At 54.8% G+C, this 13,488-nt stretch carries 10 protein-coding genes; 4 read left to right on the forward strand and 6 right to left on the reverse strand.

Features of this window, described 5'->3' with window-relative positions; all coding sequences use genetic code 11:
- On the reverse strand, positions 1-196 hold a 196-nt coding region (locus tag DVH23_RS20920), incomplete at its 3' end, for a glucuronate isomerase (RefSeq protein WP_198667821.1).
- A 238-nt stretch (positions 197-434) separates the two neighbouring features.
- Here DVH23_RS20920 and DVH23_RS20925 point away from each other — a divergent pair.
- Positions 435-1,091 carry an IclR family transcriptional regulator gene (locus tag DVH23_RS20925; RefSeq protein WP_232833870.1) on the forward strand — a complete coding sequence of 219 codons (657 nt, stop codon included), beginning with the start codon at positions 435-437 and terminating at the stop codon, positions 1,089-1,091.
- Between the two features lie 214 nt (positions 1,092-1,305).
- On the forward strand, positions 1,306-2,454 hold the full coding sequence (locus DVH23_RS20930; protein WP_114579318.1) for a mandelate racemase/muconate lactonizing enzyme family protein: 1,149 nt from the start codon (positions 1,306-1,308) through the stop codon (positions 2,452-2,454).
- Between the two features lie 597 nt (positions 2,455-3,051).
- On the opposite strand, the gene DVH23_RS20935 is transcribed toward DVH23_RS20930, so the two are convergent.
- Positions 3,052-3,837: an IclR family transcriptional regulator gene (locus DVH23_RS20935; RefSeq protein ID WP_114579319.1), complete on the reverse strand. Its 786-nt coding sequence runs from the start codon at positions 3,835-3,837 to the stop codon at positions 3,052-3,054.
- A 549-nt stretch (positions 3,838-4,386) separates the two neighbouring features.
- On the opposite strand from DVH23_RS20935, the gene DVH23_RS20940 reads away from it, so the two are divergent.
- Both DVH23_RS20940 and DVH23_RS20945 read left to right on the forward strand, forming a co-directional pair.
- Positions 4,387-6,057: a glycoside hydrolase family 2 protein gene (locus DVH23_RS20940; protein ID WP_114579320.1), complete on the forward strand. Its 1,671-nt coding sequence runs from the start codon at positions 4,387-4,389 to the stop codon at positions 6,055-6,057.
- A 174-nt stretch (positions 6,058-6,231) separates the two neighbouring features.
- On the forward strand, positions 6,232-7,953 hold the full coding sequence (locus DVH23_RS20945) for a glycoside hydrolase family 2 protein (protein WP_114579321.1): 1,722 nt from the start codon (positions 6,232-6,234) through the stop codon (positions 7,951-7,953).
- A gap of 265 nt (positions 7,954-8,218) precedes the next feature.
- Here the strand turns inward: DVH23_RS20945 and DVH23_RS20950 are convergent, their stop codons facing one another.
- From DVH23_RS20950 to DVH23_RS20965, 4 genes are read right to left on the reverse strand one after another with little or no spacing between them, the layout of a single operon-like run.
- The gene (locus tag DVH23_RS20950; protein WP_114579322.1) at positions 8,219-9,265 is read right to left on the reverse strand and encodes an ABC transporter permease; all 1,047 of its coding nucleotides are present in this window, start codon (positions 9,263-9,265) and stop codon (positions 8,219-8,221) included.
- A complete protein-coding gene (locus DVH23_RS20955) occupies positions 9,252-10,259 on the reverse strand; it encodes an ABC transporter permease (protein ID WP_198668042.1) in 1,008 nt (335 codons plus the stop codon). The genes DVH23_RS20950 and DVH23_RS20955 overlap by 14 nt, the downstream gene beginning before the upstream one ends.
- Positions 10,260-10,294: 35 nt before the next feature.
- Entirely contained in the window at positions 10,295-11,302 is a 1,008-nt protein-coding gene (locus tag DVH23_RS20960; RefSeq protein WP_114579323.1) for a HEAT repeat domain-containing protein, read from the reverse strand.
- Positions 11,299-13,440: an ABC transporter ATP-binding protein gene (locus DVH23_RS20965; protein WP_114579324.1), complete on the reverse strand. Its 2,142-nt coding sequence runs from the start codon at positions 13,438-13,440 to the stop codon at positions 11,299-11,301. Before DVH23_RS20965 ends, DVH23_RS20960 begins: the two co-directional genes overlap by 4 nt.
- Positions 13,441-13,488: the final 48 nt, after the last annotated feature.

Raw genomic sequence — 13,488 nt, forward strand, 5'->3', positions numbered from 1 at the left:
GGTTGCGCATCAGCGCCCAGACGTAGTGGTCAGTCGCGCCCTCGATTTCCCAGATGTCGTCCCAGCCGTCGTCGTCGACGATCTCGCGGACGTCGGCGTGGGTGTGGGGATCCACGATCGGGAGGTCGGCGATCTCCCCGTAGAGGCTCCGTGCGGCCTCGGTCTCGAGCAGGTAGTCGTCGTCGATAAATCCCATACCGGTACTGTCCGCCTGTCGATCATAAAGCTATGGCTCCGGCGTTCAACACCGCTCAGAAGTAATCCAGTATGGTTGGATAGACGTCTTGACGGATTCGCGCTCCATTCGCTCCCCATCGCGAGCGAATCGTGTGTCCTGGACCGATCCGTGCAGTCAGTTCTAAGTATCGTCGAGAAATAGCCGTTCTATGGGCGGTAAGACGGGTCAATCGCTGGCATCAGTCGAGACAACGTTCATGATCGTTGGACGACTCGCGGAGGAGGGGTGGACGACGCCGACGGAACTCGCCGACGGCCTCGAGATGCCCACGAGCACGGCCCACATCTACCTCAAGACGATGGCGGAGGCGGGGTATCTGGCGACGGCGGACGGCCGGTACCGGCTGAGCCTCCGGTTTCTCTGTCACGGCGCTCACCTGCGCCGCGAGTTCGAGATCTACGAGGTCGCCGGCCCCGAACTCGCTTCGCTCGCGGAGGCGACCGGCGAGGTCGCGAGCCTCGGGATCGAGGAGGGCGGCGAGCGGGTCCTCCTCGACAAGGTCGAGGGGGAGAACGCGGTCTACGACAAGGCGCCGACGGGCGAGTTCACCCGCATGCACTGGACCTCGCTGGGGAAGGCGATCCTCGCCCACCTCCCCGAGGAGCGCGTCCACGGAATCGTCGACGACCACGGCCTGCCGGAGGCGACCGAGCGGACGATCACCGACCGCGAGGAACTGTTCGCCGAGCTCGAGTCGATCCGGGAGAGCGGCTACGCGATCGAGGACGAGGAGCGCCGGGAGAACATCCGGGCAGTCGCCGTCCCGATCTTCACCGACGGCGCGGTCGCCGGCTCGATCTCGGTCTCGCGCTCATCTCGAGGTTTTCCGACACCCGGATCGGAGCCGAGCTAGTTGCCGCCCTCGAGGACCGCACAAGCGTAATTGAACACCGGCTTCGCCTTCTAATTTGCCGCCAAGTGAACTTGATGATAGATCGAGACGAGACTTATCAGGAGTTCATCCCATTAGTGCCAGTCACTCGAGCTAACCAGTATCCTTGGATTTCAGATGATTATTATATTCTTCAAAGAGAAAAGTATTTTGTCTAGGTAGGAGAAGAACCGGTATGGAAGTCGAATCCGTGAGAGCGATTCCGCTAGAGCACTCACTAAGTCCTGGTAGCGCTTTCGGTGGGACCCGCGGCGTAACGGAGACACGAACCGCGACACTAATTAAGCTCGTTTCAGATGATGGAACAGTAGGATGGGGAGAAGCGTTCGCACCGCCGCGAACGGTGGCACAACTGATAGACGAAGAGTTTGCTAAGGCTGTCATCGGATTGACTCCGTGGGATGCCGAATCTCTCGCTGATGACGTGTACACCGGAACGATCGGTGGGTACCATTTCGGACGGGGTCCGTTTGTCCAGTCTGCCCTCACGGGAATCGAAGTTGCGCTCTGGGATCTCCGAGGAAAGCTCTTAGGGAAACCAATTCACGAACTCCTTGGTGGTCGATCGAGATCATCTGTCACACCGTACGCCTCAACGATGTATATCACCGAGTGGGATCAAGATCCAGCTTCTCCGATGCAGGAGGCTGTCGAGGAGGAATTCACCGCAGCGAAAATCAAAATCGGTCGTTCCGTCGAAGATGATCGTGAACGGGTCCGGATTGCTCGCGAAATACTGGGCGACGACGCTCCGCTCATGGTCGACTACAACGGGAACTACACCGTTTCAGGGGCGCTTGAATCGATCCGGGCTATCAGCGAGTTCGACATCACATGGGTTGAGGAACCCCTCCCTCCAGAAGACACGGAGGGATACCGGGAACTCGGCCAAAAAATCGATGTGTCGTTAGCTGCAGGTGAGGCGCATTTCGGTCGGTTCGAGTTCACAGACCTGATTCGGAGCGGAGCGATCGACGTGGTCCAGCCGAACCTCGGCCGCTGTGGCGGGTTCGCTCAGGCTGAGTACATCGCACAGGTCGCGACGACGAACAATGTTAAAGTACGGCCTCATGTCTGGAACAGCGCAGTCGGCGTTGCAGCGGCACTCCAGTTCACTGCAACGGTACCAGACTATCCTCAACGAGCGGACCTGGCTAATGAACCGACCCTTTTCGAGTTCGATCGCAGTGAAAACCCCCTCCGAGACGAGCTGCTCACGGATCCGCTTGATCCGTCCGGTGGAACGCTATCAGTTCCGACCGAACCGGGGCTTGGTGTCGAAATTGACGAATCAGCCGTAGAACGATTCGCTGTTGGCTATTGATAAGCGGACCGAACGTTGCGAATGTCAATCCATCGCGTTACGCTGGATGGATTCTCTTTCCCCGATATAGGTCGAGATAGCATCGCGATGAAGATGATGGCTTCTGACTTTCGGAGACCAAGAAATAAGTGGGAACTACCCTACTCTACTGCTCACCTGACGGATCGCACATGAGGATGGGCTTTCCGCTTCCATGACACGCCCGTAAAACGGGGGCAAGCTCCTCAGCCCAGACTAACATTGTTGGTCGATACATAGAGACCTTCAGTAGTGAGCACCTCCAATGATGAGAAGAAATTAAGGTGATATCTCAATGACCACATCTGCATGGAGCAGGTGGTCATTCAGGAGATCGAGAACTGCTATGCAGTGAATCTTTCAACCTATATCAGCCGAAAATCCTTCACCAATCTTCTTATTCAGACGTGGTTCAAACGGTATTTAGATTATTGAACGTTGATTGCCGCTAATTTTGAGGGGTCGATCTAACGGCTGTTCCTCTCTAACTATATTGCAAGGCGGATGAATAGCGCCAGTATACCACGAAATTACAACCCTATGGGTGTAATCTCTAAGGGTAGCTGTACCAAGTGGCCGTCAGTAATGCTTGTACTGAAGTTCGATGACGTTTGCCGTGTTCCGCAGTTCGGGTAGTAATTCATCTTGCACTCTATCGTCACTGAATCGATGTTTGGGCCCTGCAATAGAGATGGCTATATTTCTCAGTTGTTCGCCACTCTCGATCGGAATAGAGAGAGCTCGGACCCCGCTCGTTCGCTCCTCATCTTCTAGTGAGTACCCTTGAGAACGAATCGTATCTATTTCTTGGAGAAGTTCCTCAATATCGGTGATTGTGTGTTCAGTTCCTTTGGGTAGGCCCGATTCCTCAACGATAGCGCGGATTTCGTCGTCTGATCGCTGGGATAATAATGCCTTCCCCACTGCTGTCCAATGCATTTCGGTGTATTCACCAGTAGTAGCGTTATCTGCGACAGCATCATGAGGTTCTGAGATATAAAGCAATACTCTCTGCCCATTTTCTTCATACCCGATGGTCCCGATTTCGCCTGTTTTGTGAGATAATTCATCGATCTCTCCTCGAGCTACGTTATATATGTCCATTTCTCGCCGAATATCCCCACCGAGTTCAAGGAATCGCAAACTCAGCCGATAGGTTCCTTTCTCGTTGATGACGTACCCTAAATCCTGAAGCGTCCTTAGATAGATGTATGCTGTGCTTTTCGGGATGTCAAGGTGGTCCGAGAGATCGGTAGCAGTGTATGGCCCCTCGTTTCTGAGTACGTTAATGATTTCAAATGCGCGTTCGACGGCGCTAATTCGATTTTTTGAAGGTGAATCGGGACCATTCCCATTATTATTCATAAGAGGATATTTGTGTGCACACTCTTAATAGTACCTTCTCCAGTTTTGGACAAATAATGTAGTATAATAATATTAGAAGTGAATGGAGTGGGAGAGTCTGTTACGGTCGCCTGAAAGTCAGTTCGTTATCGGTCGCTAACTCAACTAGGCCGAACGCCAATTCGATTCCTTCGCCTTTGTTTGAAAAAGGACGCTCTTGTAGCGTAGATTGTTGGTGGGTTGGAGCACAGTTTTGAATGGTTCTTGCCCCTGTTTTCGATAGATGCGACAGCGAAGTCGAAACGCTCCGAGATACGGTGTAAGGGAACGAGACGTCGTCACGCCATCGGACCTGTGCTACAGGTTCACGCCATGACGCTCGAAGACGAACGTCTTGTGTGGAATTATGACTCGTCGGGGGGCGTGGACGCGCTACCCTTGCCCGCTACGACTTTCAGCTACCGCTGCGAACTGACCAACGATCCTTATCCACGAGCGTGAGTCCATACTCTGAACACGTGGTTCTGCCGCTGCCACAACGGTTTTCAACTGAACGCTTGACTGACTAGCATGCATCGGAGCTTTGAGACGTCAACGACGAGACGGCGGCGTACTCTGGACGGGCATTGGGATTTCGTTGTCGATTCCGACGACGAAGGGATCAATGCTGCATACTACAACTCGTTTCCCGATGACACCGACCAGATTGACGTTCCGGCAGCATGGAACGCCTCAACGAAGTACGACGATCATGAAAGCCCGGTCTGGTACCGCCGCCGGTTCGCGATGCCAGATCCAGGCCTGACTCGAATCGTGTTTCAGGGCGTCTGTCACGACGCGACGGTCTGGCTCGATGGAGAGCGGATTGCAGACCACTACGGTGGGTACACGCCGTTCGAGGAGATTACGGATCTCGCCGCTGGCGAGCACGAACTCGTAGTCAGAGCCGACAATAGCCGGGACGAACGATCGATCCCGCGTCCGGGAACGGACTGGTATCCCTATGGCGGGATTACTCGTGAAGTCATCATCGAATCGGTCCCGAATGTGTTCGTCAACGATCTCGACATTAACTACTCACTTGATGAAGATCATGCTGACGTGACTGCAACTGTCACGGTGCGAAACGAAGGCGATTCGACCGAGGAGTGTGTCGCCGTCGAGATCGGGGATACCCTGACAGAACGGGTCGTCACCCTCGATGAGGGGGTGACAAGCGTTGACCTCGATCTTTCGCTCGCTGTATCGCGGTGGTCGCCCACCGAGCCGACCCTCTACAAAGTCGCCGCTACGACTGGGGAGGGCGACCATCTCGACGAGTACTGCGAGCGGATTGGCTTCCGGACGGTTGAGGTGACCGACACGGATTTAATCGTTAACGGGAACCCGGTTGACCTCCGGGGGGTCAACCGCCACGAGGATCATCCCGAGTGGGGCCACGCTCAGCCGCTCCGTTTGCAGGAACTCGATCTCGACGTCATCGAAGCCGCGGGGCTGAATACGGTCCGCACTTCTCATTATCCGAACCACCCCCGATTTCTCGACTGCTGTGACGAGCGGGGGATCCTCGTAATCGAGGAAATCCCCTACTGGCAGTTCAACGCCGAACGGTTCGGACGCGATGGAGTGCTTGATCGTGGAAAGACGATGCTCACGGAGATGATCGGTCGCGACCGCTCACATCCCTCGATTCTCGCCTGGAGCGTCACGAACGAGTGCGCCAACGACGAAGCAGGGGTAGCCGAAGCGACCGAGGAACTGGTGGATGTCGTGAGAGACTTAGACGACCGACCGGTCACGCTTGCCTCCAATAACTACCATCCTAATGGGGATGGTGACGATCTCTGTCTCAAGCACGTCGATTTCGTCTGTGCGAACGGATATCCTGGCTGGTACAGCGAGGGCAAGTACGCAAACATACTCGCCGGCGTCCGTGAGGACTATCCGGAGAAGCCGATCGTCGTCTCAGAGTTCGGCGCCGGCGCGGTCTATGGCGAACGGACTCGCGACGATCAGAAGTGGAGCGAGGGGTTCCAAGCGGCATTCCTCGAGGACGCGATTGAAACGTTCGAGGACACGGAGTACGTTGCCGGATACACGATCTGGCAGTACTGTGATACCCGGACTGATCCCCGAAAATGGGAAGGCCGGCCGAAAACGAAGAACAACAAGGGAATCGTAGATGAGTATCGCCGTCCAAAGGAGGCCTACCATCGCGTCTCGGAGCTCACTGACGAGTGATACCGGCTCTAATTCTTCCAAAAGGTCGTCATTCAGCGGACTCAATATCAGATCGGCAAGGGTCGGTTTCATCAGCTCCACTGAGGATCGAATTTCCTCATGCTTATCAGAAAATTAATACTCCCTTCTGGGGGCAAGAATTATTATAAACGGGAGGGAACAAATATCTCAGTAATGCATTTGTTCGATTATACTCGAGAGACAACCTCGCTCGACGGTGAATGGGAAGCTATCCCAGATCAGTACAAAGTCTTCGAGGAACATCCCATCGCGAACTCGCTCGCTCTCCCGCAGGCACCGGAGAATGATCTGCTCAACTTCGACGTCGACGATGGATACTCGATTCAGGTACCGTCATGCTTGGGCGAGGTGATGCCTGAATTCGACCACTACGAGGGGTGGATGTGGTACACAAGACGGTTTACTTGGTCGGGACACCGAGACAACGACCGAACATTCCTCAAGTTCAACTCGGTCAACTATGAGGCCACAGTCTGGTTGAACGGCGAATGCCTTGGGGATCACGAAGGTGGCTACACGCCTTTTGTCTTTGAGGTGACCGACTACCTCGATGAGGGGGAGAATCTACTCGTTGCCCGAGCCGACAACGAGCGTCGCGAGGACGGGATTCCTAACGAACAGACCGACTGGTTTAATTTCGGTGGCATTCAGCGTTCAGTCGAACTAATCTCTGTACCGGAGACGTTCATCCGGAACTACAAGATCGAGACAACGGTCTCGAACGACCGAGTCAGTGTTCAAGTCTCCACGTGGATTGATGGCCCCCAGACAGAAGCTCAGATATCGATTCGCTTTCCAGAATTAGACCGTGAGATAGAACTCTCTCCAGTCGGCGACGAACGGTATAGAGCTGAACTGTCTTTGCCGAGAGATGCCGTTACGCTCTGGTGTCCGACATCACCCCGACTGTACAAGATCGAACTCGAGTGCGGGTTAGACGTGATCGAGGACCGGATCGGACTTCGTGACATCGCAATCCGCGACGGGGAGATACATCTCAACGGGGAGTCCCTCTGGCTGCGAGGTGTGTCGCTCCACGAAGAAGCTGCTGGGAAGGGACGGTCACTGGATGACACCGACATCGACACCCGCTTCCAGTGGCTCAACGAACTTGACTGCAACTTCGCGAGGCTCGCACACTATCCACACAGCCGGGAGATGGGCCGCAAAGCCGACGAGGAAGGAATCCTACTCTGGGAAGAAGTCCCGGCCTATTGGGATGTCAACTTCGGCGATAACGACGTCCAGCAACTGTACCGCCAGCAGCTGCGCGAGCTGATACAGCGAGACTGGAACCGTGCGTCGGTGGCGCTGTGGTCGATAGCTAACGAGACGGACCACGAGGACGATACCAGGAATCGCGTATTGCCCGAGATGGTAGAATTCGTTCGTGAGTTGGACGACAGCAGACTCGTGACCGCTGCATGCTTCGTCGACGAGAGCGACGACGGTCTGATTATTCAGGATCCTCTCGCGGATTCGCTTGACGTCATCGGCATCAACGAGTATTACGGGTGGTACCACGGTAATACGGACGACATGGCAGTGTTCCAAGGCCACCCCGACGGAGCCCCAGTGATCATTTCCGAGGTGGGGGCCGGTGCCAAATGGGGACACTACGGTCCAGAGGATCAGCGATGGACCGAGGAATTTCAAGCCGCCGTCTACCAGGGCCAAATCGACGCGATCACGGACAACGCACAGATATCCGGAATGAGCCCCTGGATTCTGTTCGACTTTCGGTCACCATCTCGGCAAAACCCCTACCAACGGGGGTATAACCGAAAGGGGCTCCTCGATCAGCGAGGACGGAAGAAACAGGCATTCTACCTCCTCCAAAAATTCTATCGAGAAAAATCGGGTGAGTCCCTGTAGGTTTCGATATGCCACACGTATGACCGCGGTGAGGTAGACGATTTTCTGGCATATACGCACCGAAAACGGTCTGAAGGCGCTCAATCTGGCGGTCTTCAGTGATCGGCCGAGGCCCGCCGGCAGCGACTGCTCTCGCTTGCCAGTGAGATCGTCTCGCATGAATCGGTTCACCGGCGGGTCTTTAACTAGCAATTCACCCCGAAGGGGCCTGCTGCAGAAAGCGAATAGTTAGCTCAGGATCTGGGAAGGGCGACCCAGTTCGGAGTTACCGGCCCACCGACGCGTTGACATCACTACCAGTATCCTCCTCGGTAGCAGCAGCGGTACTCCCAGTCTTGGTATGTTTCGCACGGATGCGTGGATTGAATATTCGGTCGAATCCTTGCGAAAGAAGGATGAGACCGAACGAGATAAGCACGATCGTAATCAGCGGAATGAAGATGTAGTACATCAAATCCAGTGAGTGAAGTGCGGTCGAGTTGTACGCATTATTGAGCACGACGCCCCAGTTGAGATTCGTGTAGGGAAGTACACCGAGGAAATACAGCCCAACGGAGCTGAAGATCACGTTCCGCGCCGAATTGACGAAATTGATCAAGATGTATGGCATGAGATTTGGAAGGATATCCTTCATGAGAATCGCGGGCGTTGAGATTCCCATAATTCGAGATGCCTCGACATAGGGGTCGTCCCGGAGGGTCAGCACTTGTGACCGAAGTGAACGTGCCAGACCGGCCCAGACGTGACTGGAGAGAATAATCCCGACAAGTGCAGGGTTTCGCGGTTCAATGACCGCTGCAATCACAATGACCAATGCCAATCCTGGAACGGCGATCATGGTATCGGCCGCGACCATCAAAGCCTTGTCAAATGCACCGCCCTTGTAGCCAGCAGCGATCCCGACGATGGTGGCTATGATCGTTGAAAACACCGACCCTGCACCGATCATGATTAACATTGCGGGCGTAGAGTGGACGATCAATCCGAGCAGATCCTGACCCGTCCGAGTCGTTCCCAGCGGATACTGCATGTTCTGGAACGGTCTGATCCAGAGGTCTGCTTGATTCGAGTACGGGACTTCGATCAGCATTACTCCGACGGTCCCCATTAAGAGATAAAACAGGATGATGAGCATCCCCGCTCGCGAGCGCCAGTCACTCCACAGGATCAGAAACGGCGCTCTGACATACTCGTCGAACAATCGTCGATACCGTGTCCAGCGCGTCTCGTCGCTGTCGACCGATTCCGCTAGGTCGAGGTCCTCAAGCTGTACATTCTCGTCGTCTAATTGGAGTCTTTCAGTAGGTCTCACGTGAATCACCCGTTTCGGCCCGTGGATCAATCATATTGTAGGTCACGTCCGCAATGAAGATTGACGTGACCACTGCGAGCGTAATCACGAGGAACACGCCCATCATCAGCGGGTAGTCCCGGGCATTGATCGATTCGTACATGTAATAACCCAGCCCAGGATAGTTGAAGATCTGTTCGAGAATGATCGATCCCCCGAATATGAACCCAATCGCGATCATCAGGTTCGTGTATAACGGGAGAATGGCGTTCGGGGTCACATACTTGACAACGATGTCGCGCTCGGAGATCCCCGCCAACCGTGCGACCCGGAGGTAGTCTTCCCCGAGTACCTGAATGCTGTTACCGCGCATTCCGAGTGCCCAGCCACCGAACGACGTCAGTGTGAACGACGCGATGGGCAGTATACCGTGATAGAGGACGCTCAGAAAGAACTCAAGGTTCCAGCCAACGGTAAGGTCGGAGTTAAACCGGCCACCCGTTGGGAACCACGAAAGCCTGTACGCGAAAAACACCAATAACGCTATAGCCGCTAGGTAGTAGGGAACGGAGGTCAGAAAGGTTGTGACCATGGTCGCACTTGAGTCGAGTTGGCTTCCCTCTCGATACGCCATAAGCGCGCCCGCTAGGATCCCGAGCACGAACGAGAGTATTAACGATACAGACATGATGAAAACCGTCCACGGAAGAGCCTCAAGGATAATCGCGGTGACGGGCCGACTGTACCATGTCGACATTCCCAGATCCCCAGTGAGAATGTTCGCCATGTACTCGGCATACGCGATATGGACTGGTTGATTAGGATTGACACTTATGTACGTCGCCGCAAGCTCCCTGGCCCGGGCTGACGAAAGCCCCTGTTGTTGCAACTCGGCGACCATGTAGTCCATCGGTCCTCCCGGCATATACCGGATAAGAACGAACGTGAACGTGATGACGGTGATGACCGTCAACACGGACATACCGAGTCGTTTTAGATAGTAGTTGATGTTCATGCTCTCGTGATATGTGTGTTGGTCTCTATCATTGTTCAAGTTAGTTTCGGTTCGGCATCGGGATCAAGGACGGACGCGGCTAGTTCTTGCAACTCTTCCGAAGGGTCGTTGTCGCGAGTGACGCGGAGCCTCTCGGTCGTCTCCGGGTGGTCCAAAGCGCCGAGTGTCCAGATGGCCCCTCCACGGACAATCTCGTTCTCATCACTCAGCAACTCGAACAACTGTGAGATTGATGGTTTGAACAGCTCTGGCTCCTGCTCGGCGATGTGTGAGGCGACTCCTACTGCGGCCGCCCGAACAGTGGACTGCTGGTCATCGAATAGAGTGCTAAGCTGTTCGACTGTCCCCGAGTCGATAATGGCCTCGGCAACTCCGTCGGGACAGGTTTCCGTGACGGCAGCGATCGTTCGAGCGACGAGCAGTCGGCTGCTCTCGTGTTCCAGTCGCCTGTGGCGTTCAAGCGACTGAAGGTTGCCCCCGTGAGTTTCTCGAGGGCTGCTCGTGACCGGGTCGAACTTCTCAGTGAGATAGAGGACCATTCGCGGAACTATCCCGACGAGCCGTTCTGGCGACTCCATTGCCACGGCAAGGAGCGCCCCGGCAGCGTGCCGAGAGACACCGTCACGAGGGTGACCGATCCGGTCCATCATAACCGAGTGGCGCTGCCCGACGGCATCGGGTACCGGTGTCGCGAGGTATTCGATCGTCTCTATCGTCCGCCGTTCTGTGACCGCCTTCTCAAGCAACGGTATCAGCTGGTCGAGAAGTCGGTCCGCCGTATCAGGTTCCGTATCTACAAGGAGGACTCCTGTGAGCGCAGCGATCCGATGTACCGATGACCGATCATGTTCCAGCAGCTCTGGAATCATGCCGAGAATATCCTCTCTTATTTCAGGATCTACGCTACCATGCTCTGCCTGTGAGGCGAGTAAGTGAATCGTTGAGAGTTCAGGCAATGAGTTCGCAACTGAAGGCTCAAGGTCATCGATTGCGTCCTGAAGCGTCGATACACCGGGTTCTTCCTTATCGACGATTGCGATCATTGTTCCTCCGATACACCAGCAATCGGTTCACTGTCCCAGTACGGGTGGTCGTCGTCACAGACGCGGAAGCAGGCTGTCTTGTGCTCGTGTCCAGTATCAAACTGTTCAGGGTCTTGATTGATACAGGTTTCCCGTGCTTCGGGACACCTTGTGTGGAACCGACAACCCGAGGGTGGATTTTTCGCATCAGGGATGTCGATTCCGCGGATCGGTGCCTCCTCTCCGTCTCCATCGCTCTCATCATCTATGTCCGCCGTTGCCCACATTAACACCTTCGTGTATGGGTGCTGGGGATTCTGCAAGATTTCCTCAACCGGTCCGATCTCAACAATCTGCCCGAGATACATCACCCCGATTCGCCCACCGGCGTTACCTGCGAGGTATCTGGCGTTCGCAAGGTCGTGGCTGATAAACAGGTATGAGGTGTCAAACAGGTTCTGAAGTTCGAGCATCAGATCCATCATCTCGACCCGCAGTGAGACATCCAGCGCGGAGACAGCCTCGTCTGCAAGAATCAGATCAGGGTTCATCAATAGCGCTCGAATGAGTGCTACCCGCTGTTTCTCACCTCCCGAGAGCTGGTGAGGATACCGCTGGGCGTAATCTTCGGGCGGATTCATCCCGACGATGTTAAGGAGGGCGTGGATCCGCTCTCGACGATTCCCCATACTCATATCCTTATTCCAACGTTTAAGCGGCGATTCGAGAGTTGTAAGCACTTTGCGATTAGGGTTGAGAGAACTCCCTGGATCCTGGTGAATGATCTGGAGAGATCGGCGGATCTCCTTGAACGGAATATCGACTGAACCATTTCCGTCTCGGGCGTCCCAGACGTCCTGGTCGCGGTACTTGAGAGATCCACCAGTGGGGCGCTGGACGCCGATCGCGGTTTTGCCGAGCGTTGTCTTCCCACAGCCAGACTCGCCGACCAGTGCTACGACATCATTGTCATATATATCGAGGTCGATCCCATCAACCGCGTAGACGGTATCTGGCTCTTCGAAGAGATTCAGAATGCCACCGCCATCTTCAAAATGAACTTCGACGTCGTCGAGAGAGATGACCGGATTTTCCGACTGTGATCCCTCGATAGACGACTGCTCACCGTACTCAGTCGTGTCTGCAAAGGGAATTTCTTCTTCCGAATCTTCCCAGTGGTAACATGCGGTCTCATGCTCATTTGATACTGCGTGGAAGTGAGGATCCTCGGTCTCACAGATTTCAGTCGCTAGGGGACACCGCTCGTGGTACGTACACCCGCTCGGAATGTCAACTGGATCCGGCGCGCTCCCTTCGATCGGCGTCATCTCCTCAAGCGGTGCGTCAAGGTTCGGCACTGAGCGCAACAGCGCCCGGGTATACGGATGTGTTGGCTTATGAAGGATATCGTCGGCAGGTCCGAACTCGATGAATTCAAAGGCATACATCACTGCCAGCCGATCTGAGAGTCCTGCAACTAGTGGTAAGTCATGGGTGATGAAAATTATTGTTAAGTTATATTTCTCCTGAAGGTCTTCCAGGAGGGTGAGGATTGACTGCTGCATCAACAGATCCAACGCGGCAGTGGGCTCATCCATCACCAAGACGTTCGGCTTGAGGACCAGACTCAACGTGATTAGTGCGCGCTGTTTCATCCCACCCGAGAGCTCATGGGGGTACGAGTCAAGCACCCGGTCAGGATCCATATAAAGGTCGGAGATGAGTTCACGCGCATGTTCGATTCCTTCGTTGATGGGCGCGTTGTGAGCCTCCAGAACGAGTTCGAAGTGCTCCCGGATTCGCATCGTCGGATTGAACGAACTCTGTGCGCCCTGGAACACCATCGATATCTCCTCCCATCGGAGCTGGCGAAGTTCTTCATGGGTCAAATCGAGCATGTTGACACGTTTGCCAGCGTCTGTTCGATAAAGGATTTCGCCGCTGACGACTCCCGGCTCCACGACTGCATCAAGCAGCGAAGAGGCAAACATCGACTTCCCGGAACCGCTTTCGCCGACGACACCTAGAATCTCTTCCTGGCGAATATCGAATGTAACGTCATTGAGAACCCGGGATGTCCCACGATCCATCGAGAAAGTAACGCTCGTGTCATATAGTTCGAGGATGGAGTCGTCAACCGACGCTGGACGCTTAGCCATCGATAATTCCTCCACAATGACTCAAACGCTCACCCAATGAGTGGGATT

Origin of the sequence: Saliphagus sp. LR7, from assembly GCF_003344565.1 — an archaeon.
Lineage (GTDB): Archaea > Halobacteriota > Halobacteria > Halobacteriales > Natrialbaceae > Saliphagus > Saliphagus infecundisoli.

Coding starts and splice junctions, on each gene's coding strand:
- DVH23_RS20925 (WP_232833870.1), top strand. CDS start 435: ATGATCGTTGGACGACTCGCGGAGGAGGGGTGGACGACGCCGACGGAA.
- DVH23_RS20930 (WP_114579318.1), top strand. CDS start 1,306: ATGGAAGTCGAATCCGTGAGAGCGATTCCGCTAGAGCACTCACTAAGT.
- DVH23_RS20935 (WP_114579319.1), bottom strand. CDS start 3,837: ATGAATAATAATGGGAATGGTCCCGATTCACCTTCAAAAAATCGAATT.
- DVH23_RS20940 (WP_114579320.1), top strand. CDS start 4,387: ATGCATCGGAGCTTTGAGACGTCAACGACGAGACGGCGGCGTACTCTG.
- DVH23_RS20945 (WP_114579321.1), top strand. CDS start 6,232: ATGCATTTGTTCGATTATACTCGAGAGACAACCTCGCTCGACGGTGAA.
- DVH23_RS20955 (WP_198668042.1), bottom strand. CDS start 10,259: ATGAACATCAACTACTATCTAAAACGACTCGGTATGTCCGTGTTGACG.
- DVH23_RS20960 (WP_114579323.1), bottom strand. CDS start 11,302: ATGATCGCAATCGTCGATAAGGAAGAACCCGGTGTATCGACGCTTCAG.
- DVH23_RS20965 (WP_114579324.1), bottom strand. CDS start 13,440: ATGGCTAAGCGTCCAGCGTCGGTTGACGACTCCATCCTCGAACTATAT.